This window comes from Aestuariirhabdus haliotis (assembly GCF_023509475.1).
Classification (GTDB): domain Bacteria; phylum Pseudomonadota; class Gammaproteobacteria; order Pseudomonadales; family Aestuariirhabdaceae; genus Aestuariirhabdus; species Aestuariirhabdus haliotis.
Genome location: NZ_JAKSDZ010000047.1, coordinates 1 through 22,777, shown reverse-complemented (window position 1 = coordinate 22,777; position 22,777 = coordinate 1). Strand labels below are relative to the sequence as shown.

Below are 22,777 nucleotides of genomic sequence, written 5' to 3'. Positions count from 1 at the left end.
TTTCAGGCGAACCCAGACTCTTTGTTACGCCTTTTTGAAAGGTCTAGACCTTACTGCAAAGACGTGCCGCGATTCTGGATTCGCCTGAAAGCCAGGGTTCGTCTGAATTAATCAGAGGTGCCTTAAGTTCAAAAGATATCAACCTAGCGCTTGCGAGTACGCGACACCGCGGCATTTTTGCGCTTGGCACGCTGCTGCTGGTGACGATCGGCACTGAGTTTTTTCACTTTCCGCGAAGGCAGATCGACTGACTTGGCCAGACTGTCTACCTCCTTTTGCTCCAGCTCACACCACTGCCCCGCTTTCACTTCGCTAGGAATAAAAACATTTCCGTAGCGCACACGTTTCAGCCGACTAACGGTTACTCCCTGAGACTCCCACAAGCGGCGCACTTCACGGTTGCGACCTTCCATCAGCACCACATGGAACCAATGATTAATCCCTTCTCCACCGGAGTCGACGATATCCGTGAAACGGGCCGGACCATCATCAAGCTCAACCCCCTCAAACATCTGCTTGGTCATTTCCGGTGTCACTTCCCCCATCACCCTGACAGCGTATTCACGCTCAACCGAAAAAGAGGGGTGCATCAAACGGTTAGCCAACTCGCCATCGGTGGTAAACAATAACAAACCCGCAGTATTGATATCGAGACGACCAATACAGATCCAACGCTCGCCCTTGAGTCGAGGCAAACTGTGAAACACGGTACGGCGCCCTTCAGGGTCAGAACGCGTACAGACTTCACCTTCCGGCTTGTTATAGAGCAAAACCCTCCGACTGCCTTCTACTTCTTCGGTTTTTAGTTGCTTACCATCGACTTGAATCTGGTCACGAGGAGTGACTCGACAACCCAATTTGGCCCGATCACCGTTGACCTGAACGCGACCTTCGTCAATCCAGCGCTCCATTTCACGGCGCGACCCTACACCCGCGCGGGCCAACACTTTTTGCAATTTCTCTCCAGCAGTATTGTCATCAACTCTGCTTGTACTCATGTTATTTATCCTCAATAGGATTAGTCGGTGGGTTGTTCGGACTTGGTAACAGGTTCCATCGGATCAGCCTCAGTATCATTCACCTCCGAAGGCAATAAATCATCGGATTGTTCACCTTCTGCAAGCTCACCGCTTTCAGCCGCCGCTTCAGGATCTCCCTCTTCAGAGGCAATTTCACCACTATCAATTCCGGTTTTTAATAAATCACTAAAATTCGTCGGCAACGATTTTTCCATTTCATCGAGCTCACGGAACAAGGCTTCATCTTCTTCCAACTCTTCCTGGGGACCGCCCTCAAACATAGAAGCCACTTCACTGGATGAAGCCTCTTCATGTACAACAGGCTCTCCATCGTCACTATCGACCTCTTGCGGTTCAACTTCCTGCGGGTCCGTATCTTGCTCACCCTGCGAAGCTTCACCAGCTACCGTTAATGCCTGCAGTTCCAGCTCCTCGCTCATTTTCTCCAGATCGCGGATCTCGGAAAGTACTGGCAACTCATCCAGGTTCCTCAAGTTGAAGGAGTCAAGAAAGGTGCGAGTCGTTGCATACATAGAGGGTCGACCGGGAACATCACGATGCCCAACCACCCTGACCCAATCGCGCTCCTGCAAGGTTCTGACAATATTACTACTGACACTGACCCCACGAATCTCCTCGATTTCACCGCGAGTAATGGGCTGGCGGTAAGCAATCAGAGCAAGGGTTTCCAGTAACGCCCTCGAATAACGCTGGGGCTTTTCTTCCCAAAGCCGATTGACCCAGGGCGCCAAAAGCTGGCGCACCTGAAGGCGATAACCACTGGCAACCAGCTTCAACTCGTAGGAACGCCCCTCGCAATCGGCTTCAATTTCTTGCAACGCCGTACGAATATCTTCATTGGCAGGACGCTCCTCTTCATCAAACAGCTGCGCCATTTTTTCAACAGTCAGAGGTTTACCTGCCGCAAACAAAGCGCCTTCGAGCACCAGCTTCAAATCATAGTTGCGCGCTTCACTGGCTACATTCTCACTAACTTCTGCATCAGATGTAACGCCTTCATCAGAAGGGGCAGGATCTCCAGATTTATCTATAGATTCCTCAGAATTCTCGTCTGTATCCTCTGCAACACTTAACGAGCCCGCCTCTATATCTTGGGAGCCCTCAGCCGCATCTAAAGAGCCCTCAGCTGCATCTAAAGAGCCCTCAGCTACATCTAAAGACTCTTCAACTTGTTCAACTGAGCCATCAGCTTGCTCAATAGAAACCTCCGCTTTTTTTGAAGAACCCTCGACCAAATCTACCGAGCCTTCACTCTTATCAACATCACTCATTCCGCACGCGCCTTAACATGTATCGGGCCAAAAGGCTCATTTTGTACCAACTCAACCAGAGACTCTTTGATCAACTCCATAACCGCCATAAAGGTTACCACAACCCCCAAACGCCCCTCTTCGACCGTAAACAGTGCAACAAATGGCATAAACCCACCGACGGACAGCTTATCCAGCACCTGGGACATGCGCTCCCGGGTAGATAAAACTTCGCGCTCAATCTGGTGGCTTTCAAACATATCGGCACGGCGCAAAACATCGGAAAGCGCCAGCAACAGATCCTGCAGTTCCACGTCCGGATGCTGTTTCTCGCCACTACTGGCCGGTGGCTGAACGGTAGCGGTGGAGTAATCACGCCCCAGCCTTGGCAATTCGTTGAGGTCTTCTGCCGCCTTCTTAAAACGCTCGTACTCTTGCAAACGACGAATCAGTTCGGCACGAGGATCTTCCTCCTCCTCGCCGGCTTCTTCAGAGCGCGGCAGCAACATACGCGATTTGATCTCGGCGAGCATCGCCGCCATCACCAGATACTCCGCCGCCAGCTCAAACTGGGCCGCCTCCATCAACTCGACATATTCCATATATTGACGGGTAATTTCCGCGACGCAGATTTCCAGCACATCCACATTCTGACGTTTAATCAGGTACAGCAGCAGATCAAGCGGCCCCTCGAAAGCTTCAAGAAATACCTCTAGGGCATCCGGGGGTATATAAAGATCCTGTGGCAAAGCCGTCATCTCTTTGCCCTGGACGACCGCAAAGGGCATCTCTCCCTGCTGGGCCTGTCGACGAAAACGGCCTTCCGAACCCTCAGACTTAGCCTGCTCTTCGGCGCTTGCTACGCCATCAGGATCGACCGGGGGTACGCTGGAATCCACCGTCGCTTGTTGATCACTCATTAATACCTACCGTCATATTTCCTGATCCCGCACAGCTCTTACATTTCTGCCCGCAATTATTGGTCAGTTTGGAACGGAGCCGGATCTCCCAACCCTACTCGCGTTACCTGGGGCAATTCTTCCGTTAAGTTAACCACGGTCGTGGCTTCCATTCCGCAATAGCCACCATCAATCACCAGATCCAGCTGATGCTCCAGCAGATCTCGTATTTCGTAGGGGTCCGTCAATGGCAGCTCTTCATCAGGCAAAATCAACGAGCTGCTGATCATAGGTTCACCCAAGGCTTCGAGCAACGCCAGGGTGGTGGCATTGTTCGGTACCCGCAACCCTATAGTACGCCGCTTGGGATGCAACAATCGCCGGGGTACCTCATTGGTCGCCTTTAAGATAAAGGTGTAGGCCCCTGGAGTATTGGCCTTCAGCAAACGATACTCGGTATTGGCAACTTTCGCGTAAGTGGCCAGTTCCGACAGATCCCGACACATCAGAGTAAAGTTGTGCTTATCATCCAACTGCCTGATACGCCGAATGCGGTCAACCGCCTTCTTGTCCCCCAAATGGCAGCCTATCGCATAGGCAGAATCCGTTGGGTAGGCGACCACTCCGCCCTTGCGAATAATCTCCGCCGCCTGACTGATCAGACGAGCCTGGGGATTATCGGGGTGAATCTGAAAAAACTGGCTCACGGCATTCCCTGTGACTTATTAAACCTTAAACGCCAAATTATACCTGCTAAACCCGGGATTAGCGCTAGAGGGAATGTGAATAAGTCATCAGACCAAAGCCGACTTAATTAACCGCTTATGCCTGGATAGGTCACTGCTAGCGAAGCCAATTCATCAATCAGGCTACTTCCCGGCAATCCCGAACCGGTTACCAGGAAGCCCAAACAGGGTCGCAGCCACCAGGCAAGGTCTGTAAATTACCCAGTTCACACCAGGGACCAACCGGCGCATGGAAGTCGCTTCCCACAGAAGCACGCAGATCAAACGCCTCACAGAGCGAAGCGAACCAGTCGATTTTCTGTCGCGGTAATCCACCGGTAACCACTTCCATTGCCTCTCCGCCGCTGGCCTTAAATGATCCGAGCAGTTTACGAAGCCGGGTATTGGTCATTTTATAGTGGTGCGGATGGGCCAGCACAGCGGTCCCGCCCATGGAGGTTATCCAGCCAACGACGGTTTCAAGTTCTGGCCAATGGGATTTCACATCACCCGGTTTACCGGCTCCAAGGTACTTTCGAAACGCCATTTCCCGGCTATCTACAATACCGGACTCCACCAGAAAATCGGCAAAATGAGGGCGACCCAACTGCACCGGATGGTCACTGGAAGGATCCAGGCCTCGCCGGTTCAGCGCAATAGCTCGCGCGCCCTGCAAGACATCCGCCTCACACAGACGTTGCAAGCGCTCGGCGATTTTGATCGAACGAGAATCACGGGCCTGCCGCTGAGCCTCAAGCACCTCAGCCAATTGGGGGGATTCAAGATCGAAATTCAACCCTACCACGTGCACGCCGACACCATTCCAGACACTGGAAAGCTCGATACCACTGACCAGTTTCACGCTGCTGTTAGCACTGGCAGACATGGCCTCGAGCAAGCCGGAAACCTCATCATGGTCGGTGATTGCCAGCAGTTCCACCCCCTGCTCTTCTGCCCGGGCCAGGAGATCGAGAGGCCCTAGCAGGCCATCGGAGTGATTGGTATGGCAGTGCAGATCCACTACGCTGTATCGATTCAAGGCAAGCCTCAGCATTACTCGTTATGAAGATTGCATGGTATCATGGCCAGCCGCTGGCGAGGGCAGCCAACCGCACCCTGTCGCTACCATCCTCTTAAACTCTTGGGTTTCACCTGACATGAAGCTGCTGGTCGACTTTCTTCCTATCGTTATCTTTTTTGTCGTTTACAAATTCAGCGCCGAATTTATTGCGCTCTGTAGCGGAATATTCTCACCCGATTTCATCGAGCTGATGAATCAGACTCAGCCCATCATTATCGCCACCGCCGTGCTGATCCCGGCGACTATCGTGCAAATCCTCTACACCCGTTGGGCCACTGGAAAAATCGAAAAGATGCATCTGGTCACCCTCGCCCTGGTGGTTGTGCTGGGCGGTGCTACGGTTCTGTTCGGGGATAAAAGTTTTATTCAGTGGAAGCCCACCATCGTTAACTGGTTATTTGCAGCAGCCTTTCTTGGCAGTCAGTTTATCGGCAAAAAAAATCTGATTCAGCGCATGATGGATACCAAGATCACCATGGCTCACGAGATCTGGAAGCGACTGAATTATGGCTGGGTCACCTTTTTCCTGTTCGCCGGTGCAATCAATCTTTACGTGGCCTATACCATGTCCGAAGAAGCCTGGGTCAATTTCAAACTCTTTGGCATGCTGGGATTAACGCTGGTATTTATTATTGCGCAGGGCGTCTATCTTTCACGCCATATTGAAGAGCCGGCCAATGCCGATAACGGCACCCAACAAGGATAACTACTATGTTCTACGCGATTATTTGCCAGGATATCGACAACAGCCTTAGCAAAAGGCTCAGTGCCCGTCCCGCACATATTGCCCGCCTTGAAAACCTGAAAGCCGAAGGCCGACTATTAATAGCTGGCCCCCATCCGGCAATCGACAGCGAAGACCCGGGCGAAGCTGGATTCACCGGCAGCTTGATCGTAGCGGAGTTTGCCTCCTTGACGGATGCCCAGAGCTGGGCCGACGCAGACCCCTACCTCGAAGCAGGAGTCTACCAACAGGTGACCGTTAAACCCTTCAAGAAAGTATTACCCTAGAACCGGACCCGTGTAAAAGGATTTTGTGATCTGTTCGTTAGTGGCCATTAACTCCCTGCGATAGGATCAACCTTTCTCATCTATAGATTGCTAGAGACTATGAGCCGCTTACCTCTCCACGCCGTTATCCTCAGTGCTGTGGCGCTCGCTGCCAGCTACGCCCCTGTCGTCAACGCCGAGGCGCGTTATATCTCCGACATCCTGTATGTCCCCCTGCGCAGCGGCCCCAGCAACGCCAACAAGATCATTCATAAAGGCCTGAAAAGTGGCACTCGGGTTGAATTTCTCAAGGAAGAGGATGAAGAGTTCAGCATGGTGCGTACAACCGATGGCGTTGAGGGCTTTATCCGCACCCAATACCTGTTAACGGAACCTGGTGCACGAGAGCAATTTGCCCGAGCGCAACAGCGTGTAGAGAAGCTGACACAAGAAAACAGCAGACTAAAACAGAGGCTCAGCGAACTGGAGAAAACCAGTGCCAAACTCAGCCGCGATAGCAAGCAAAGCAGCCAGAAAAATATAGAGCTGGATGCCGAGCTGAAGGAGATCAAGCGCATCTCCTCCGAGGCTATTAATCTGGTGGGGCGAAATAAAGAACTGGTAGAGCGCAACGTTATCCTGAAAAATCGAATCGACGCGCTGGAACTCGAGAACTCCCAACTTAACGACGACTCCGACAAGCAGTGGTATCTCTACGGGGCATTAACCATTGTTGGCGGTATCCTGATCGGTTTGATTGCGCCTCTGATGCGAGGCCGAAGAAATCGCAGCTCCGGTTGGGCATAATAGCCAACTAGCACTTTTTTTATTACGCCGAGCTTATCTTTCTTTCTGTGCAGCACCTGCTACTTAACAACAGGTGCAGCGGATCCCTTATATGCCAGATCATCTAGTACACCCGGACATCGAACGCTATTGCAGCGCCATGACCAGCGACGACCCCGCTCTGTTGCAAGAGCTGATTGATGCCACCAACCAGGAGATGGCTTACCCAATCAAGCTATCAGGCAAACTGGTAGGGCGCACCCTCAATATGCTGACCCGCATTAGTGGTGCTCGCAACATTCTTGAGATCGGTATGTTTACCGGGTATTCAGCCCTATCAATGGCCGAAGCCTTGCCAGACGGCGGCAGAATTATCTGCTGTGAAAGCAACCCCAGGGCGATCAAGTTTGCCCAATCCTTTTTTGATCGCAGCCCTCACGGCAAGAAGATTGAAGTACGTTTCGGCAAAGCGCTCGATACCATCGAAAGCCTGCAGCCCTCTTTTGATCTGGTGTTTATCGACGCCGACAAGCGTAATTACTTCAACTACCTGAAGGCCACCCTTCCTCTGGTCAACAGCGGCGGCCTGATCATTATTGATAATGCCCTGTGGCAAGGGCAGGTATTGGATCCCCAGGATGAGAAAGATCGCGCCATCGACGAGATGAATCAATTTATTCACGATAGCGATCTGTTGGAAAACTGCTTTCTGAGTGTCCGCGATGGCTTAAACGTGGTTCGCAAACGATAAGCTGACTACAGCTTTTTAAACACCTTCGATTTGGGCTTGTACATCCCCATTAGCCTGGCCACCAAAATCGCCAGGTAAAACTGCCCAATAATGGCCTCTAAAACGGCTAACAATTCAGCGGGGCGGGTTATCGGGGTGATATCGCCATAGCCCAGAGTGGACAGGGTGACAAAGCTGAAATACACCATGGAGCCAATTTCAGCGGCATCCAGCCCCTTAAACGATTGAGGGGCGATCGTTTCCAACGCCCCAAACACAAATGCCCAGACAAACCCCAACAGCAGATAAATACACACCGATCCCATCAGGGTATCCCGGGTGATCTCTGTCGAGGAGAAAATGATTCGAATCACCGCATACACCACGTACAGGAAAAAAATCGCACTGGTCAGGTAATCAATAAAGAGAAAAAGCGAAGAGGGACGCACCATTACCAGCCAGGTCGAGAGCAGGGTCGGCAGGCCCAGTACGATACCGACCCGTAAAAACATGGCACGGTTATGACTCAATAGATAGACAGAAGCGATCAACAGGAGACTGACAGACAGGCGCACCAGCATTGGACTAACGGTTTCGTGATCCGTCGCTGACACCACCATAATCAACACCATGCCAAACAGCATATAACCGAAGCCAAAACGTGGAAATACTTCCCTTAGCGACATAGATAACGCCTCTCTTCCCTGAGCCATTGCAGAAGTGATAAAAGTATAGCCCTGCCCATCACTGGATAGCCACCGCCTCCCCCTCAACACCCTGATGCAATAACAGCTCGAGCTCAGCCTCGCTTGCCAGTCGAGCCAACGCACCCAGATGCTGCAAAGCCTTTTGCAGGTCGCCAGCGCCCCAGGTTGAATGTGCGAACGCTTCGGTTTGAGCCCATTGTTCTGCGGTCGATTGCTGGTCAGCCTCTTCAAGGTGACGAAGAATGGTACACAGTCTGGTCGGCAAACGAATTAACCAGGGGCCGTACTCACCGGCATTATTGACCACCTCAAAGGAACTGATCAACGCTTCGTCGAGTGACAGCTTTTCACACAACGCCAACAGGTCAACCAGCTTCTCCAGATCCAGATTCAGGCAGGCAAAGCCAGGCCAGCGCTCCGGCTGACGCGGATTAGCCATGATCTCATCCGCATCGTCACTGGAGGCTACTAAATAGCAAGTTCGAATATCCATTAGCCGCGGCTCCTTATTCCTGGTCAATACTGTGGCCAACGCTTTGCTCAACGTCGACAATCATCGCTCGAATCGAATCAGGAATCGTGCATTTTGCACCGACCTCGTAATCAAAATAGACAATCACACCCTCACCTTCTGCCGCCAGACAATCGAGCTTTTCACTCCACACCCGGTACTTCATAACAAAACGATCCTGCCCCATAGACTCGATACGCGCCCCAATCGTGATGCGGTCAGGATAGGTCAGGGGTGCGCGAAAACGGCATTGCGTGGAGCCCAGGATAGGGCCCTTGCTGTGTTCCTTCATCCACTGCATCACCTGTGCGCGCTCGAAGTATGCCATTCGCGCATCTTCAAAGTAACGAAAATAGACGCTGTTGTTGACGTGCTGAAAAGCATCCATATCCCCCCATACCACCTGCTGTTCAATTACAATCGGGTACTGTGTTACTTCACTATTCACCAGTTATCTCCTGTCATTGTAAGCCTCCAATCATGTATTCAACGGACCTATTTGGTTATAGTACCGAGCCATGAGTCCAGCTTCCCAATCAATTGTAAAAAACCCGCTGCTGCGCGCGACGCTTTTTGTCTGCGGCTGGCTGGCAGTCGTGTTGGGCGTTGCTGGCATTTTCCTACCTGTGCTGCCAACCACGCCATTTCTATTGCTGGCTGCGGCCTGCTTTTTACGTAGCTCTGAACGTTTTTATCTATGGCTGCTGGAGCACCCCAAACTGGGTAACTACATCAGCTATTACCTCGATGGAGAGGGAATTCCGGCCAAAGCCCGCTTCTATACACTCTGTCTGTTATGGGGAACAATCCTACTCAGTGTCAGTTTTCTGAATAGCTGGCCCTTGCGTCTGATGCTGCTGGTGACTGCCAGTGGCGTCAGCATTTATCTTCTGCGCATGAAAACCCGTGCTGAACCTACTGCGCTTGGGCCAGAGCAGCATCAACCCGCGCACAAAGCGCATCCCAGGGAAGAAACCCCTGACTGATGGCCACCCATTGCTGGTCTAGCTGTAACGCCAGGGTAGGAAACCCTTGCACGCCAAGGCTCGCGGACAGCTCAAAATCCTTTCGCGTTTCCGCGCGCAGCGCATCGCTGTCTAGTAAGCCCAGGAATGTTTGCTCATCGACACCTGCCGCCCGGGCCAACTCCCCCAGCACCGCTGAATCAGAGATATCCCGCGCCTGCTGATAAAACGCCTTCTGAATCGACTCCACAAAAGCCAGTAATTGGCCCGGGGCGAGACTGCGCATTACTACCGCCGCACGGCAAGCGGGTTCGGTATCATAGACAAACCCCGATGGCAGGCCGTTCTCAAAGTCAAAAGGTTGTCCACTGGCTTCATTCACTCGCTGCCAGTGACCTCGAATATAGTTGCGCTGCTCAGCACTCATCGGCTCGCTCTCACTGCGCAAACCACCCACCACCATACGAACCGGGTATTGGTCAGCGTATTGTTCATGAAACTGGCGAAATATCGGGGCAAAGCCCCAGCACCAGGAGCACATGGGATCAAAAAAATAACTGAACTGCATAGACATTATTCTCCACCCATACAGTTAGGTGTTTGCGGTGCCGCTTCCCGTTGAGCCCATTCTGAGGGGGTATAGGTGTGCAATGCCAACGCGTGGATAAGGGTCATTTCCTGCTGCAACAGGGCATAGATTTGCTGGTGGCGCTTGATGGTACGCAACCCTTCAAAGGCGTCGGTGACAACTACCGCCTTGAAATGACTTTCTGACCCAGGTTCTACTCGATGTTTATAGCTTTCGTTAACAACTTCCAAATGACTGGGTTCGAGGGATGATTGCAATTGATGACGAATTTGTTCAAGCATGCTCATAAGGAGGTAATCACTTTGTCGAGGTCAGGTAACCGAATAATAAACGATATCGGCTACCCGCTTCACCCCCATTAGTCGTGAAAGGTTACATCCCCTTCTCGACCATCTTCACCGACAACTGCTCCATCATCTGGCGGTGGGCTTCGGGATCCTTGCGCTTCAGCTCCCAGGCCAAGGCGCCTTCATCGTGGGGCAGTATCATAAACTGCCCACCATCAACACCTTCCACGATACGCTGAGCGACCTCTGTTGCTGTGATCGCCGAACCAGCCAACAGTTTGGCTACGTTATCTTTCAGTGCGTCTGAACTGCCGCGGTATGAGTCGAGCAAGTTGGTTTGAAAGAAAGAGGGGCAAACCACACTCACACCCACATTCTGTGAGGCCAACTCCGCTTGGATACTCTCAGACAAGGCCACCACACCGGCTTTGGCAACATTATAATGACTCATACCCGGAGCACTGAGCAGTCCAGCCATGGAAGCGATATTACAGATTTGACCCTCACTGCGTTGCAACATCGGCAGGAAAATACGACAACCGTTAATCACACCCTTGAGATTGATGGCCAACATCCATTCCCAGTCTTCATCGTCCAGATCCGAAAACGCGCCGCCACCGGCGACACCTGCGTTGTTAATCAACAGATCCAGTCCGCCCCACTGCTCATCAATAACCCTGGCGACATCTTGAAGTTGATCGATACGACGGACATCGCAGTGAAAAACAGCGGCGGTACCGCCCAGGCTTTCAACATTCTCTGCCGTTTGCTGGCAGCCCTGATCGTTAACATCGGTCAATGCCAACCGATATCCCTTGCGGGCATAACACTCAGCCAACTCTCGGCCTAGTCCGCTGCCTGCACCCGTAATCATTACTCGCTTGCTCATAAAACATTCCACATAGTGACTGAATATGATGGATATGGTTTGCCACGCACGCGATCAAAACAACAACTATTGATTTGATGAATAGGATGGCAACAAGATGCAGCTACTGCTCAAGCGGAATAAATCAGAGGTGCCTTAGGTAAATGATGCGGGAAAGAAGAGCGGGGACAACGAGTGGCAGAGAAAGGGAGATATCTCTGCGCCTGAATGAAGAGTCATCATTCAGCAAATTGAGTAATTGCGAAATGATTGCTCAAAAAAAAGTAAGGCGGAACCAGAAACCCTATGAGAACCTGACAACCCATAGGATTTCCAATTCCGCCTTATTCGGTCAGACCAGTGACGGTTTTACGGGTGCTTGTCCATATCCTTGCGCAGGAAATAATATAGCCCAACAAAAAAACTGAGCATCAGACCCACGGTCAACAGACCGGCAAGCACTACCTCATCTAAAAACATAAGTGTCACTCCCTGTAATCTCTGTTAGTGAACAGGCTATCACCTGATTTGGGCCACAGTTTTGACGCTGATCAATTTCCACGCATTGAGCCCAAGTTCAGTATAGGCCACCCGCAAAAGCCTGCTGGGCAGTGGTAGGTGCGCTTTCTTCCCTACAGATGCTTGCCCGGATAAACATAGCGAAACGTCAGATTGATTCGAGGCCCCACATCACGGCGAGTTTTTGCAATCTGGTGGCGCCAGTGGTGTTGCGTCTCACCCGACATCACTAACAGGGAACCATGGCTCAGGTCCAACGACAGCCTTTGCTGGCTATCCTTGGTATGACGCAGGTGAAAACGGCGCGTTGCTCCCAAACTCAGTGAAGCAATGCAGGGGTTACGGCCTAATTCCGGCTCATCATCGGCGTGCCAGCCAACGCTGTCGTTGCCGTCACGATAGAGATTCATCAAAACGGAATTAAATCGCTCTTTTAAAACCGCTTGCAGTACATCCAGCAATTCAAGGTGCACCGACAACCAGGGTTGTGGCTCCAGCCATAAGCCGGAGTAACGATAGCCTTGCTCCCCGTACCAGGCCTGCAAACGAGGGATAGGCACTCGCCGTCCGCCCATGATCAGCTCATCGTGCTTCCAGTCAGTGCCGTTGCTGAATTTCTGCATCAACCGATCAGCAGTGTCACCCTCAAAAAATGACGGATACCAGTGTAGCTCACCATTTTGTAGAGGAATTCGGGTCATGTGGAGATTGGGTTGCAAGCCCTTCGGGTCATCCATGCTAGCTGGATTATGGTCTTGCAACAGATCCAGTATCTCTTTTTGGTCACTCATAACCATCTCCATTAAACCCAAGCACATACCATCATTTTGCAGATAACCTCAGCATTCAATATTAACACTGGACAGGGTAACTGTATTTTTATACAGTACTCAAAAATGATAACCCAACTGTGACGGCTAAACGAGGTATACGATGGCAGTTATCCCAATGTGGCAATGTGATAGGGACGGAAGTATGTTCGCCGATAAAAAATCCGCAGAAGAACACGACAAAATGCTGGAACTGGCCGCGAATCTGACTTCGTTGCTGGAAACTCAGTTTGATCAGATCGACGAGTCCCTGGCCGAGGAAATTGGCCTGTTGATCGCCCGCAACAAAGAGACTCTTGCCAAGGCCCTAAAGGGGCGCCCCGAGCTGATTCTGGAAATCGGCAAAGAGCCTGAAGCCGAGTAAAAACAGCACCATTAGTACCCTTTTGCAGCACCACTCCGATCCCCCCTTCCCCCAGGGGTGGTGCTGCCCCCCTCTCCCTTCCAGTTTTAGCTACAATTTCCCTTGTTATTCCTTTTCTTTCCATTACCATAGCGCCTTTTTTTACGGAGGGTGTTGGCCAAATGATCGATTTCGTTCCCGGGCAAAGGTGGATCAGCGAGGCGGAAAATGACCTTGGGCTGGGCACCATACTCACCCTGGATCACCGACTGATCACAGTGTTGTATCCTTCTTGCGGGGAAACACGCACCTACGCACGACACAATCACCCGCTTCATCGCATCGAGTTCTCGGAAGGCGACAAGATCAAAAGTCATGAAGGCTGGTTCTTGCAGATTGCCGAAGTCATTCACAAGGACGGTCTGGTAACCTATACCGGACTGGATGATGAGGGCCAGACGCGCGAACTGCCCGAATCCTGCCTCGACAACTTTATTCAGTTCAATAAACCCCGAGAACGTTTGCTGGCTGGCCAAGTCGACCAGCTCAATCAGTTTGCTCTGCGATTTCGCACCCTGAATCATTACAACCGCACGCTAAGGTCCCCGCTGCTGGGTTTATGTGGGGCTCGTACCACACTGATTCCGCATCAGTTGCATATCGCCCGGGAAGTCGCTACCCGGCATGCCCCTCGGGTGTTGCTGGCCGACGAAGTTGGCCTCGGAAAAACCATCGAAGCCGGCATGATTCTTTACCATCAACTGTTGACCGGTGAAGCGAAGCGAGTACTGATTCTGGTGCCCGAAACCCTCCAGCATCAATGGCTGGTCGAAATGTTGCGCCGCTTTAACCTTCATTTCAGCCTGTTTGACCGCGCTCGCTGCGAAGAACTGAGCGAAGAAAATCCCTTCGAAAGCGAGCAATTGGTCCTCTGTTCCATTCAGTTAGCCGCCCAGCCCGGTCCTCTGCAACAACAGCTAGTCGATGCCGGCTGGGATATGCTGGTAGTTGATGAAGCGCACCATTTGCAATGGCAGGAAGCTGCCCCAAGCGATGAATATCAACTGGTTGAACAGCTCGCATCTGGCACGCCCTCAGTATTACTGCTAACCGCCACTCCGGAACAGTTAGGCAAAGAAAGTCATTTTGCTCGTCTGCGCTTACTGGACGCCGACCGATACCCAAGCCTTGCTCAATTTCTGGAAGAAGAAGCCCAGTATCAGCCTGTTGCCGAAGCCGTGCAGGAATTGCTGGGTGATGCCCCCCTGTCACCCCGAACGCAGGAAGCACTCAGCCAACTGCTGAACGATGCCGATAATCAGCCGCGCATCGAAAAAGCCAGCGGTGCTGAACCCTGCAGCCCCCGACAGCAAGCACGTGATCATCTCATTCGCCAATTGCTGGATCGTCATGGCACCAGCCGCGTACTCTTTCGCAATACCCGCGCGGCGATCCAGGGCTTCCCTGGACGCGTTGTCCAGGACTATCCTCTGGAATTACCTGAACTTTACAGCATTGCCCAACAGCAACGTTCCCAGCTGGCCGAACACCTTTATCCGGAACGGGCTTATCAGCAAGCATTCAGCGAACAGGACAGCGACGCCTGGTGGCGCTTTGATCCCAGGGTCGACTGGTTGATGGTACTGCTCAAGCACTTGAAGAAAAAAGTGCTGGTGATCTGCTCGCAAGCCGAAACCGCGCTCGAACTCGATGAAGCATTGCGTGTGCGCTCTGGTATTCCCTCGGCCGTGTTTCATGATGGCATGAGCATAATGGAGCGAGACCGGGCCGCCGCCTATTTCGCCGAAGAAGATTATGGCGCTCAGGTTCTGATCTGTTCGGAAATCGGCAGCGAAGGTCGTAACTTCCAGTTTGCTCACCATCTGGTGTTGTTCGATCTTCCCGACAACCCGGATCTGTTGGAACAACGCATCGGCCGACTGGATCGCATAGGCCAGAGTGAAACCATTCGCTTGCACGTGCCCGTCTTTACCAACTCGGCCCAGCACAGTCTCTACCGTTGGTACCATGAGGGGCTCAACGCCTTTGTTGATACCTGCCCAACCGGTAGCACCCTATTCAGCCGTTATGCCGATCAACTGCACGCCCTGCTGATTTGTGGCACCTCGCCCGACAGCACCGAGCTGGACAGTCTTGTAGAGCAAAGCAAATGCCAGCGAGAGGCCCTGCAACAGGAGATGCAACAGGGCCGCGATCGCTTGCTGGAACTGAATTCTCGCGGGCTTGAACCTACCCAACCCTTGATCGAAAGTATTGAATCGGCGGCGGAAGTTGAAGCGCTAAAACGCTACCTTAACCTGATGCTTGATTGCTATGGACTGGAGAGCGAGGAGCATTCTCCTCAAGCCGTTATCGTTCGCCCTTCCGACCAATCCCTGTTGCACGACTTCCCGGGTCTGCCCCGTGACGGTGCCACCATGACCTGGAACCGAGAGCTGGCGTTATCCCGAGAGGATATGCAGTTTCTCAGCTGGGAGCACCCGATGGTGCTTGAAGGCATGGAAATGATTCTGGCAAGCGAGCTTGGCAACACAGCAGTAGGCCTTATCAATAACCGGGGCATCAAAGCCGGCACCATGTTAGTCGAAGCCGTCTATGTAATTGCCAGCCCCGGCGGGGAACGCAACCAGTTAAAGCGCTATTTGCCCCCCACGGCCGTTCGCACACTGATAGACCCCAAAGGCAATGATCTGGCCACCAAAGTCGCCTTCGATACCCTCGACACCCAGTTACAACCGCTGAAGAAAGCCACCGCCCGACAGCTGATCAATGCCCAACGTGAGCCTTTACAAGTCGCACTCAAAGGTGCCGATAACGCCGCCAGAACACAGGTGGATGGCATCATCGATCAGGCTTGTGAGCAATTCCGCCAGGAAATTGCCGACGAACTGCAAAGGCTGATTGCCCTGAAAGCGGTAAACCCCAACATTCGGGACTCCGAGCTAAGCCACCTGACGGCCCTGGCTAGAGAAGGCGAAGCCAAACTGAGGCAGTCACAACTCCAACTCGACTCGGTGCGCATCATTTTTGCCAGTTAGGCTGATCCCCACGGCTCCCCCCCATCAATAAATAGTCACCTCCCGAGGAACCCTCTGGAGGTGACAGAGTCTTATCAGCATCACCCGCTGGAGCTTATCCATAATGAAATCATCGTTAGCACTTTCCCTGCTTGCACTGCTCAGTCTCACTGGCTGTAACGCACTGAACACCCAGCCAGCTACAGAGTCTCACATCGAAGGTCAATGGAGCCTTCAACAGTTCTACCTGCAAGGCTCATTAGTCGAACTGGGAGAACGCACTCGACTTCAGATCATGGCCGAAGATGAACACAGCGGTCGGCTTTCTGGCAACGCTGGCTGTAACGGTTTCTTCGGCGCTTACCGCGTCGACAACGGCAAATTCAGCACCGGTCCGATAGGCGCAACCATGATGGCATGCCCCGATGACCTGATGACTCAGGAACAACAATTTCTAAAAGCCCTCGAACAACTGACCTCTTTCAGTTACGACGGCCAGACTCTGAAACTCCAAGACGAATCGGGTCAGGTGAAAATACTGATGGCTCCCGAATAACCCTCACGCTCAATACAGTCGCGGCTCGCCCTCGGGCCGCGTTTTAAATCGGCGATGCAGCCACATATACTGTTCGGGCTGTTTGCGAATTTCCTGCTCGATCAGCTCATTAACCCGCTTCGCATCGGCAAATTCATCGTCGCCTGGGAAATCATCCAGCGGTGGTAAAATACTTAACCGGTAACCACGACCATCAGGTAACCGCGTTTGTATGCAAGGCAGTACCCGCGCATTGCCAAGACGAGCAAAGCGAGAAGTGGCGGTCACGGTTGCCGCTGTGACACCGAAAAACGGCACAAACAGACTTTGCTTACGCCCATAATCCTGATCCGGTGCGTACCATATTCGGTGCTTCTTTCGCAGGGATCTAATCATGGTACGCACATCTTCCCTTTCTATGGTTTCACCATCCAGGCTATGCCGCTGGCGCCCACGTTGCTGTACCCAGTCAAATAGCGGGTTTTTGTGCCGGCGATACATACAATCGATATCCGCGATATGCCCCAGATAACCGGCACCAATTTCCAGGGTGGAAAAATGCAAGCACAGCATTAACGCCCCCTGGCCTTCGACCGCTTTCAGGTTTTCCTCCCCTTCAAGCTCGAACAGTCGATAGACTCGCCATTTTGGCCACCACCAGGAAATACCCACTTCCAGCACACTGATGCCCATTGACTCGAAGTTTTTGCGCAGTAACGCGGCCCGCTCCTGCGGGTCCAATTCAGGAAAACACAGTTCAAGGTTTCGCTCAGCGATCGCTCGCCGCCCCTTGCCGAAACGCATAACCATGCGCCCTACCCATCTACCAATAGGGAGCAATACGGGATAAGGCAGCTGAACGACCAACCAGGCGAGTCCCAATCCACACCACAACAACCAGAAGCGCGGTGTAAAAAACGACCACCGAAAACGAGGAGGTTCAAATGCCATAAGTTGATTGACCTGGAAATACTATAAATGAAGAAGTGAACTCAATTTTCTCACGCAATTGTACAGCGGACAAACAATCTACCGCACAACAATTATATTTTCCCAGCTTCTCGAACCCCGTCCTTGCCTGCTTTATAACAACTGGTATATAAACTCCTCTCCATCAGGACAACCATCAGGTAGTAGGACTGTCCATGAACAATACAGCTTCACCAACAACCGCAACGAGCAGCCTGCAATTCAAGGCAGGGCTTGTACCGATCATGACACTTGAACTGCATGAGGATGATCTGCAAACCCTTGCAGCCGAAATAGCTGACAAGGCACATCAATCACCCGCCATGTTTGACAACACTCCGGTTATTCTCGCTCTCGACAAAGTGCCATCTAGTCAAATCGACATTGCCGAGCTGGTCACCCTTTGTGACCAACATGGTCTGCGCCCCATAGCCGTCCGTGGCGCTACCACCGAGAAAGAACCGCAAATAAAAGCGCTAGGGCTGTCAATCTTCACCCAACCCGTGATTAAAAGCGGAACAGCCGTTAGCCAAACTTCGGCATCGGAGAAAGCAGCTAATCCCCAAAAAGCATCCTCGGCTCGAATTGTTTCGACACCGGTCCGTTCTGGCCAACAAATTCTGGCACCGGATGGCGACCTGATCGTTACCGCGCCGGTTAGTGCCGGGGCTGAACTACTTGCCCGAGGCAACATCCACGTGTACGGGGCTTTGCGTGGCAGAGCCCTGGCGGGCATTCAGGGCGATGAACATGCCACTGTGTTTTGTCACAGTCTTGAGGCGGAACTGGTCTCGATTGCCGGCCATTATCGCAGCGGCGAACCCGGCGACAAGCAATGGAAACAGCCCGCTCGAATCAGTTTATGCGAGCAGAAAATCTGTATCGATCCACTTTTTTAACCAAGATAATCAAGGAACACCTGTGGCAAAAATTATTGTCGTCACCTCCGGTAAGGGAGGCGTAGGAAAAACCACCACCAGCGCCGCGTTCGCAGCAGGACTGGCCGCAAAGGGCCACAAAACCGTGGTCATAGACTTTGATGTCGGCTTGAGGAACCTCGACCTGATCATGGGATGCGAGCGCCGGGTCGTTTACGACCTGGTCAACGTGATCAACAATGAGGCGAACCTCAACCAGGCCCTGATCAAAGACAAGCGCTTGGAAAATCTGTTTATCCTTCCTGCCTCGCAAACTCGTGACAAGGACGCCCTCACTCACGAAGGCATCGAAAAGGTATTGAACGAGCTGCAAGAAGAGTTCGAATACATTGTCTGCGATTCACCGGCAGGCATCGAAAAAGGCGCTCAACTGGCACTCTACTTTGCCGACGAGGCCATTATTGTTACCAACCCTGAAGTATCATCGGTGCGTGACTCCGATCGCATCATAGGTATTTTGCACAGCAAATCCCGCCGCGCCGAACAGAAGCTTGACCCCGTCAAGGAGCAGCTATTGCTAACTCGATACGATCCCGAACGGGTCGAGCGCGGTGAAATGCTCAGCGTAGTGGATGTGGAAGAGATTCTGTCTATTCCATTGCTGGGCGTTATCCCCGAATCCCAGGCGGTGCTCAAAGCATCCAACCAGGGTGTTCCCGTGAGTTTCGACGAGCAAAGCGATGCCGGGCAAGCGTACCTCGATGCCGTTGAGCGCTTTCAGGGCAATAACGTTCCTCATCGCTTTCTGGAAGTGGAAAAGCGCGGATTGCTCAAGCGTATGTTTGGAGGCTAACGATGAGTTTGTTCAAAATTTTCCGCAGCAAGGATCAGCAGAGTGCCAATATCGCCAAGGAGCGTCTGCAGATTATCGTGGCCCACGAGCGCGCAGCTCGCAACACACCGGATTATCTGCCGGCCATGCAGAAGGATATTCTGGAGGTGATCAAGCGCTACATCGATATTGATACCGACCAGGTCAACGTTAGTCTTGATAAGGCCAACGACTGCTCGATTCTGGAGCTGAACGTCACCCTGCCCGAATAAGGTTAGTAAATTCGGTTTCATAGGCCGGCTTTAATGCTGGCCACATCAGGTGATTCAGGTTAGGTGCCGGCGGCAAAGCCCCTTGTTGCCGGCTCTCGATCAACCTTGCAATATGATCTGCCATCATGACCACCTCGTTGCTGGCATCCTGTTCATCACTGCCGTAACGAAACGCCTGATCAAATAACTCCCGATAGGCAAGCCTGTCTGGTACCACGGGTATTGCACCGGCAGCCACGGCTTCCAGCACAGAAAGCCCCTGAAAATCATGCAGTGCGGTAGAAAGCACCCCATCCACCGAGGCTAAAATCGACTGGTAATCGTGGATCGAGTCAACATAACCGCAATGGCCCAGGCGATCTCCGAGCAACGCTTTAAGCTGATCAATTTCCACCGGCACCTGACGAAAACGCTGCCCTAATAACTCCACACGAAAAGGCAGATCACGTCGTAGCAGCTCTTTAAGCAGCAACACAAAGCGCTCCGGCGCCTTGTCATATTCCCAACGATGATTCCAGAGCAGCGTAAAGATGCGCTGGTTGCCCAAACGCCCAGTCTGTTCTTGCCTCTTTTCACCATCAGCAGGCTGACCGGGGACAGATTCTTTGAGTGGCACCGGCAAAACCGAAGAACGCGCTTCCAATAGAGCACGGACGTCGGGAGGAACATGATCGGGTAAGCGCGACAAGAGCTGCTCAACACCATCGAGAAAAGTATTGCGATTGAAATGACTGTTAAACAACAGGCGGTCAGCGGCCAAGCCGGTATAGAGGTTCAACATCTGTAACTCAACCGCCGAATGCCGGCGCTGGTTACTGAGCGGGTATGCAAATTGATTTTCGTGAAAATAAACCAGAGTAGGTATTGTACCCAGCTTGGGCACCAGACCTCGCAGAGTTGACAGATCCGTCATCGAGGTGGCTATCAACAGATCGTAGTCCGCCTCCAACAGCGTACGATGACCGACGCCCCAACTCAAACTATTGCCCCGGATTCGCCAGTTAAAGTGTCGTGCTGGCAACACCAGTTGGGTCCATTGCCAGGACGGAAATTGAGATATCAGGCCTTCTCGCCAATAGCGATGACTCATCGCATCATAAGCGGACAACAGAAGTACGCGCACCCATCACCTCTCGGCAAAAGGTTTATTTTACGTAAGGACCTCTCGGCTGGCCACCCGCAGGAACCTGACCACGAATCGCCCCGGTTCCCGGCTCAATGACCTGACCCAGGGAATCGACCGGGCCCAACATTCTGCCACCCGGATCGATCGCCTGCCCCAAACCATCCGTCCGTCCCTTGATAGCCCCCGCCGTGCCGGTGACGGTCGAGGAATGTTTAAGAGGGGCTACGGGCTGAGGTTTCACCGTCGGTCTGGCGGGAGGCTGCTTGTTTATCGGACGAGGCTCCAGAACAGGAGAGGGATTAACCACCTCCCCTGATAGCTGATCATCGGGGCGAGGAAAACGAAAATCCTTAACGCTGGGTGTTTCATCGGAGACAACAACAGAAGCAAACAGGCTGCTTATCAGCAGTGCCGGGATAGCATTTCGAAGGACAGACATCATTGGCTCCTCAATCTGCAGGGTCTACCAAGCATAGATCAGCCAGCATGGGACTGTAGTGAAAACTGCCCCGACCTCCTTATCGCGATGCTCGGTATTTGCCATGACAGCCGCTATAATGCAAACCACTTTTCACTATAGACACCGATACCATGAGCGAAACTTTCGACCTCGGCCAACAACTGATCGACTTTCTTCATCATTCCCCTACCCCTTTTCACGCGACGGAGCAGATGAGCCTGCGTCTGGTCGACGCCGGATTCGAACGTCTGGAACTGGGACAAAGTTGGAACCTGAAAGCCTATGGCCGGTATTTCCTGACCCGTAACGATTCTTCACTGGTGGCCTTTACCTGCGCTGATCAGGCCTACACCGAAAAAGGCTTTCGTATGGTTGGGGCTCATACCGATAGCCCCTGTTTGCGGGTAAAACCCAATCCGGAGCTATCGCAAAACGGTTACTTCCAACTTGGGGTCGAAGTTTATGGCGGCGTGTTACTCAACCCCTGGTTCGATCGTGATTTATCCCTGGCGGGACGCGTCAGTTTCAGTACCCTGGATGGCAAACTTGATAGCGCTCTGATTGATCTTCGTGACCCAATAGCTGTCATCCCAAGTCTGGCAATTCACCTTGACCGGGACGTAAACAAAAACCGCAGCATCAACCCTCAGACACAATTGCCACCGATTCTCAGTCTCTGCGGCGATGAACAAGCGCCTGATTTTCGTGCCCAACTGAAACAATGGCTAGAGGCTGAACACCATAAAGTGGACCAGGTTCTGGACTATGAGTTGAGCTTTTATGATACCCAGAGCCCTGCAAAAATTGGCTTGAAGCAAGAGTTCCTCGCCAGTGCCAGACTGGATAACCTGCTCAGCTGCTTTATCGGCTTGAACACTCTCATTACCAACAGCGACCCGAAAAAACAGCAAGCGCCTTGCCTGCTGGTGTGCAACGATCATGAAGAGGTTGGCAGCCAAACCAGTAGCGGCGCTCAAGGACCGCTATTGGAAACAGTACTCGAACGCATCCTCGGAGATCGGGAATCCTTCACCATCAGCATGGAAAACTCATTGATGATTTCCGCCGACAATGCTCATGGTATTCATCCCAATTACGCTGATCGTCACGACGGTAAACACGGCCCTCTGCTTAATGCAGGTCCTGTGATCAAGCTTAATAATAACCAGCGCTATGCCACCAACAGTGAAACCTCAGCCTTATTCAGGCATCTTTGCGAACAGGTACAGGTGCCATGCCAAAGTTTTGTTGTGCGTAGTGATATGGCATGCGGTAGCACGATTGGCCCAATTACCGCGGCCGAGATTGGCGTAAGAACGCTGGATATAGGTGTACCTACTTTTGGTATGCATTCGATTCGTGAGCTAGCAGGCACCGACGACCTGCTCTATTTACAGCGCGCTTTGAATCAATTTATGCAACTGCCCAAACTGCCCTTCTGTTAAGGCACCACTGATTAATTCAGATGAACTCTGGCTTTCAGGCGAATCCAGAATCGCGGCACGTCTTTGCAGTAAGGTCCAGACCTTTCAAAAAGGCGTAACAAA

General features: G+C 52.3%; 28 protein-coding genes. 12 read left to right on the top strand and 16 right to left on the bottom strand.

What is annotated here, in order from left to right:
* Positions 1-143: 143 nt before the first annotated feature.
* The 5 genes from rluB to MIB40_RS16865 all read right to left on the bottom strand — a co-directional run bounded on the left by rluB (position 144) and on the right by MIB40_RS16865 (position 4,953).
* Entirely contained in the window at positions 144-998 is an 855-nt protein-coding gene (gene rluB / locus MIB40_RS16885) for a 23S rRNA pseudouridine(2605) synthase RluB (RefSeq protein WP_249696665.1), read from the bottom strand.
* A 20-nt stretch (positions 999-1,018) separates the two neighbouring features.
* On the bottom strand, positions 1,019-2,311 hold the full coding sequence (gene scpB, locus MIB40_RS16880; protein ID WP_319941688.1) for an SMC-Scp complex subunit ScpB: 1,293 nt from the start codon (positions 2,309-2,311) through the stop codon (positions 1,019-1,021).
* Positions 2,308-3,210 (bottom strand): segregation and condensation protein A, encoded by a 903-nt coding sequence (locus tag MIB40_RS16875; protein WP_406566474.1) that lies wholly within the window; start codon positions 3,208-3,210, stop codon positions 2,308-2,310. The genes scpB and MIB40_RS16875 overlap by 4 nt, the downstream gene beginning before the upstream one ends.
* Before the next feature lie 56 nt (positions 3,211-3,266).
* Positions 3,267-3,896: an L-threonylcarbamoyladenylate synthase gene (locus MIB40_RS16870; protein ID WP_249696664.1), complete on the bottom strand. Its 630-nt coding sequence runs from the start codon at positions 3,894-3,896 to the stop codon at positions 3,267-3,269.
* Between the two features lie 187 nt (positions 3,897-4,083).
* On the bottom strand, positions 4,084-4,953 hold the full coding sequence (locus MIB40_RS16865) for a PHP domain-containing protein (RefSeq protein WP_249696663.1): 870 nt from the start codon (positions 4,951-4,953) through the stop codon (positions 4,084-4,086).
* A gap of 118 nt (positions 4,954-5,071) precedes the next feature.
* Here MIB40_RS16865 and MIB40_RS16860 point away from each other — a divergent pair, with 118 nt between their 5' ends.
* From MIB40_RS16860 to MIB40_RS16845, 4 genes are all read left to right on the top strand, one after another.
* Positions 5,072-5,701, top strand: a complete 630-nt coding sequence (locus MIB40_RS16860; protein WP_249696662.1) for a septation protein A — start codon at positions 5,072-5,074, stop codon at positions 5,699-5,701.
* Positions 5,702-5,706: 5 nt separating this feature from the next.
* The gene (locus MIB40_RS16855) at positions 5,707-6,006 is read left to right on the top strand and encodes a YciI family protein (protein WP_249696661.1); all 300 of its coding nucleotides are present in this window, start codon (positions 5,707-5,709) and stop codon (positions 6,004-6,006) included.
* A 99-nt stretch (positions 6,007-6,105) separates the two neighbouring features.
* Positions 6,106-6,792 carry a TIGR04211 family SH3 domain-containing protein gene (locus MIB40_RS16850; RefSeq protein WP_249696660.1) on the top strand — a complete coding sequence of 229 codons (687 nt, stop codon included), beginning with the start codon at positions 6,106-6,108 and terminating at the stop codon, positions 6,790-6,792.
* 91 nt (positions 6,793-6,883) lie between these two features.
* Positions 6,884-7,522 carry an O-methyltransferase gene (locus MIB40_RS16845; RefSeq protein WP_249696659.1) on the top strand — a complete coding sequence of 213 codons (639 nt, stop codon included), beginning with the start codon at positions 6,884-6,886 and terminating at the stop codon, positions 7,520-7,522.
* A gap of 5 nt (positions 7,523-7,527) precedes the next feature.
* Here MIB40_RS16845 and MIB40_RS16840 read toward each other — a convergent pair whose 3' ends face one another.
* The 3 genes from MIB40_RS16840 to MIB40_RS16830 are packed head-to-tail and all read right to left on the bottom strand — an operon-like array spanning position 7,528 to position 9,167.
* The gene (locus MIB40_RS16840; RefSeq protein WP_249696658.1) at positions 7,528-8,187 is read right to left on the bottom strand and encodes a potassium channel family protein; all 660 of its coding nucleotides are present in this window, start codon (positions 8,185-8,187) and stop codon (positions 7,528-7,530) included.
* A 58-nt stretch (positions 8,188-8,245) separates the two neighbouring features.
* Positions 8,246-8,701, bottom strand: a complete 456-nt coding sequence (locus MIB40_RS16835; RefSeq protein ID WP_249696657.1) for a hypothetical protein — start codon at positions 8,699-8,701, stop codon at positions 8,246-8,248.
* 13 nt (positions 8,702-8,714) lie between these two features.
* A complete protein-coding gene (locus MIB40_RS16830; RefSeq protein WP_249696656.1) occupies positions 8,715-9,167 on the bottom strand; it encodes an acyl-CoA thioesterase in 453 nt (150 codons plus the stop codon).
* A 70-nt stretch (positions 9,168-9,237) separates the two neighbouring features.
* Here MIB40_RS16830 and MIB40_RS16825 point away from each other — a divergent pair, with 70 nt between their 5' ends.
* The gene (locus MIB40_RS16825) at positions 9,238-9,705 is read left to right on the top strand and encodes a YbaN family protein (protein WP_249696655.1); all 468 of its coding nucleotides are present in this window, start codon (positions 9,238-9,240) and stop codon (positions 9,703-9,705) included.
* Here the strand turns inward: MIB40_RS16825 and MIB40_RS16820 are convergent.
* The 5 genes from MIB40_RS16820 to MIB40_RS16805 form a co-directional block, all read right to left on the bottom strand.
* Entirely contained in the window at positions 9,635-10,252 is a 618-nt protein-coding gene (locus tag MIB40_RS16820) for a DsbA family protein (RefSeq protein ID WP_249696654.1), read from the bottom strand. The genes MIB40_RS16825 and MIB40_RS16820 overlap by 71 nt on opposite strands.
* Before the next feature lie 5 nt (positions 10,253-10,257).
* Positions 10,258-10,560 carry a BolA family protein gene (locus MIB40_RS16815; RefSeq protein WP_249696653.1) on the bottom strand — a complete coding sequence of 101 codons (303 nt, stop codon included), beginning with the start codon at positions 10,558-10,560 and terminating at the stop codon, positions 10,258-10,260.
* An 85-nt stretch (positions 10,561-10,645) separates the two neighbouring features.
* On the bottom strand, positions 10,646-11,449 hold the full coding sequence (locus MIB40_RS16810; protein WP_249696652.1) for an SDR family oxidoreductase: 804 nt from the start codon (positions 11,447-11,449) through the stop codon (positions 10,646-10,648).
* Positions 11,450-11,797: 348 nt separating this feature from the next.
* Complete coding sequence (gene ccoM / locus MIB40_RS19780; RefSeq protein WP_319941687.1) at positions 11,798-11,908, bottom strand: cytochrome c oxidase subunit CcoM; 111 nt, start codon at positions 11,906-11,908, stop codon at positions 11,798-11,800.
* Between the two features lie 152 nt (positions 11,909-12,060).
* Positions 12,061-12,738, bottom strand: coding sequence for an alpha-ketoglutarate-dependent dioxygenase AlkB family protein (locus MIB40_RS16805; protein WP_249696651.1), 678 nt, complete (start codon positions 12,736-12,738; stop codon positions 12,061-12,063).
* Between the two features lie 142 nt (positions 12,739-12,880).
* Here MIB40_RS16805 and MIB40_RS16800 point away from each other — a divergent pair, with 142 nt between their 5' ends.
* The 3 genes from MIB40_RS16800 (at position 12,881) to MIB40_RS16790 (ending at position 16,714) form a co-directional block, all read left to right on the top strand.
* Entirely contained in the window at positions 12,881-13,141 is a 261-nt protein-coding gene (locus tag MIB40_RS16800) for a YebG family protein (protein WP_264758610.1), read from the top strand.
* Positions 13,142-13,302: 161 nt separating this feature from the next.
* The gene (rapA, locus tag MIB40_RS16795) at positions 13,303-16,179 is read left to right on the top strand and encodes an RNA polymerase-associated protein RapA (RefSeq protein ID WP_264758609.1); all 2,877 of its coding nucleotides are present in this window, start codon (positions 13,303-13,305) and stop codon (positions 16,177-16,179) included.
* A gap of 103 nt (positions 16,180-16,282) precedes the next feature.
* Positions 16,283-16,714 (top strand): META domain-containing protein, encoded by a 432-nt coding sequence (locus MIB40_RS16790; protein WP_249696647.1) that lies wholly within the window; start codon positions 16,283-16,285, stop codon positions 16,712-16,714.
* Positions 16,715-16,723: 9 nt separating this feature from the next.
* On the opposite strand, the gene lpxL is transcribed toward MIB40_RS16790, so the two are convergent.
* Complete coding sequence (gene lpxL / locus MIB40_RS16785; RefSeq protein WP_249696645.1) at positions 16,724-17,644, bottom strand: LpxL/LpxP family Kdo(2)-lipid IV(A) lauroyl/palmitoleoyl acyltransferase; 921 nt, start codon at positions 17,642-17,644, stop codon at positions 16,724-16,726.
* A 194-nt stretch (positions 17,645-17,838) separates the two neighbouring features.
* On the opposite strand from lpxL, the gene minC reads away from it, so the two are divergent.
* The 3 genes from minC to minE are packed head-to-tail and all read left to right on the top strand — an operon-like array spanning position 17,839 to position 19,644.
* Complete coding sequence (gene minC, locus MIB40_RS16780) at positions 17,839-18,561, top strand: septum site-determining protein MinC (RefSeq protein ID WP_249696643.1); 723 nt, start codon at positions 17,839-17,841, stop codon at positions 18,559-18,561.
* A 22-nt stretch (positions 18,562-18,583) separates the two neighbouring features.
* Positions 18,584-19,393: a septum site-determining protein MinD gene (minD, locus tag MIB40_RS16775; protein ID WP_249696642.1), complete on the top strand. Its 810-nt coding sequence runs from the start codon at positions 18,584-18,586 to the stop codon at positions 19,391-19,393.
* Positions 19,394-19,395: 2 nt separating this feature from the next.
* Positions 19,396-19,644: a cell division topological specificity factor MinE gene (gene minE / locus MIB40_RS16770; protein ID WP_249696640.1), complete on the top strand. Its 249-nt coding sequence runs from the start codon at positions 19,396-19,398 to the stop codon at positions 19,642-19,644.
* Here minE and MIB40_RS16765 read toward each other — a convergent pair.
* Positions 19,628-20,767, bottom strand: a complete 1,140-nt coding sequence (locus tag MIB40_RS16765) for a tRNA-queuosine alpha-mannosyltransferase domain-containing protein (RefSeq protein ID WP_249696638.1) — start codon at positions 20,765-20,767, stop codon at positions 19,628-19,630. The genes minE and MIB40_RS16765 overlap by 17 nt on opposite strands.
* A 22-nt stretch (positions 20,768-20,789) precedes the next feature.
* Positions 20,790-21,209, bottom strand: a complete 420-nt coding sequence (locus MIB40_RS16760) for a hypothetical protein (RefSeq protein WP_249696635.1) — start codon at positions 21,207-21,209, stop codon at positions 20,790-20,792.
* 152 nt (positions 21,210-21,361) lie between these two features.
* Between MIB40_RS16760 and MIB40_RS16755 the strand changes: the two genes are divergently transcribed.
* On the top strand, positions 21,362-22,675 hold the full coding sequence (locus tag MIB40_RS16755) for a M18 family aminopeptidase (RefSeq protein ID WP_249696633.1): 1,314 nt from the start codon (positions 21,362-21,364) through the stop codon (positions 22,673-22,675).
* Positions 22,676-22,777: the final 102 nt, after the last annotated feature.

Coding starts and splice junctions, on each gene's coding strand:
- rluB (WP_249696665.1), bottom strand. CDS start 998: ATGAGTACAAGCAGAGTTGATGACAATACTGCTGGAGAGAAATTGCAA.
- scpB (WP_319941688.1), bottom strand. CDS start 2,311: ATGAGTGATGTTGATAAGAGTGAAGGCTCGGTAGATTTGGTCGAGGGT.
- MIB40_RS16875 (WP_406566474.1), bottom strand. CDS start 3,210: ATGAGTGATCAACAAGCGACGGTGGATTCCAGCGTACCCCCGGTCGAT.
- MIB40_RS16860 (WP_249696662.1), top strand. CDS start 5,072: ATGAAGCTGCTGGTCGACTTTCTTCCTATCGTTATCTTTTTTGTCGTT.
- MIB40_RS16855 (WP_249696661.1), top strand. CDS start 5,707: ATGTTCTACGCGATTATTTGCCAGGATATCGACAACAGCCTTAGCAAA.
- MIB40_RS16850 (WP_249696660.1), top strand. CDS start 6,106: ATGAGCCGCTTACCTCTCCACGCCGTTATCCTCAGTGCTGTGGCGCTC.
- MIB40_RS16845 (WP_249696659.1), top strand. CDS start 6,884: ATGCCAGATCATCTAGTACACCCGGACATCGAACGCTATTGCAGCGCC.
- MIB40_RS16840 (WP_249696658.1), bottom strand. CDS start 8,187: ATGTCGCTAAGGGAAGTATTTCCACGTTTTGGCTTCGGTTATATGCTG.
- MIB40_RS16835 (WP_249696657.1), bottom strand. CDS start 8,701: ATGGATATTCGAACTTGCTATTTAGTAGCCTCCAGTGACGATGCGGAT.
- MIB40_RS16825 (WP_249696655.1), top strand. CDS start 9,238: ATGAGTCCAGCTTCCCAATCAATTGTAAAAAACCCGCTGCTGCGCGCG.
- MIB40_RS16820 (WP_249696654.1), bottom strand. CDS start 10,252: ATGCAGTTCAGTTATTTTTTTGATCCCATGTGCTCCTGGTGCTGGGGC.
- MIB40_RS16815 (WP_249696653.1), bottom strand. CDS start 10,560: ATGAGCATGCTTGAACAAATTCGTCATCAATTGCAATCATCCCTCGAA.
- MIB40_RS16810 (WP_249696652.1), bottom strand. CDS start 11,449: ATGAGCAAGCGAGTAATGATTACGGGTGCAGGCAGCGGACTAGGCCGA.
- ccoM (WP_319941687.1), bottom strand. CDS start 11,908: ATGTTTTTAGATGAGGTAGTGCTTGCCGGTCTGTTGACCGTGGGTCTG.
- MIB40_RS16805 (WP_249696651.1), bottom strand. CDS start 12,738: ATGAGTGACCAAAAAGAGATACTGGATCTGTTGCAAGACCATAATCCA.
- MIB40_RS16800 (WP_264758610.1), top strand. CDS start 12,881: ATGGCAGTTATCCCAATGTGGCAATGTGATAGGGACGGAAGTATGTTC.
- rapA (WP_264758609.1), top strand. CDS start 13,303: ATGATCGATTTCGTTCCCGGGCAAAGGTGGATCAGCGAGGCGGAAAAT.
- MIB40_RS16790 (WP_249696647.1), top strand. CDS start 16,283: ATGAAATCATCGTTAGCACTTTCCCTGCTTGCACTGCTCAGTCTCACT.
- lpxL (WP_249696645.1), bottom strand. CDS start 17,644: ATGGCATTTGAACCTCCTCGTTTTCGGTGGTCGTTTTTTACACCGCGC.
- minC (WP_249696643.1), top strand. CDS start 17,839: ATGAACAATACAGCTTCACCAACAACCGCAACGAGCAGCCTGCAATTC.
- minE (WP_249696640.1), top strand. CDS start 19,396: ATGAGTTTGTTCAAAATTTTCCGCAGCAAGGATCAGCAGAGTGCCAAT.
- MIB40_RS16760 (WP_249696635.1), bottom strand. CDS start 21,209: ATGTCTGTCCTTCGAAATGCTATCCCGGCACTGCTGATAAGCAGCCTG.
- MIB40_RS16755 (WP_249696633.1), top strand. CDS start 21,362: ATGAGCGAAACTTTCGACCTCGGCCAACAACTGATCGACTTTCTTCAT.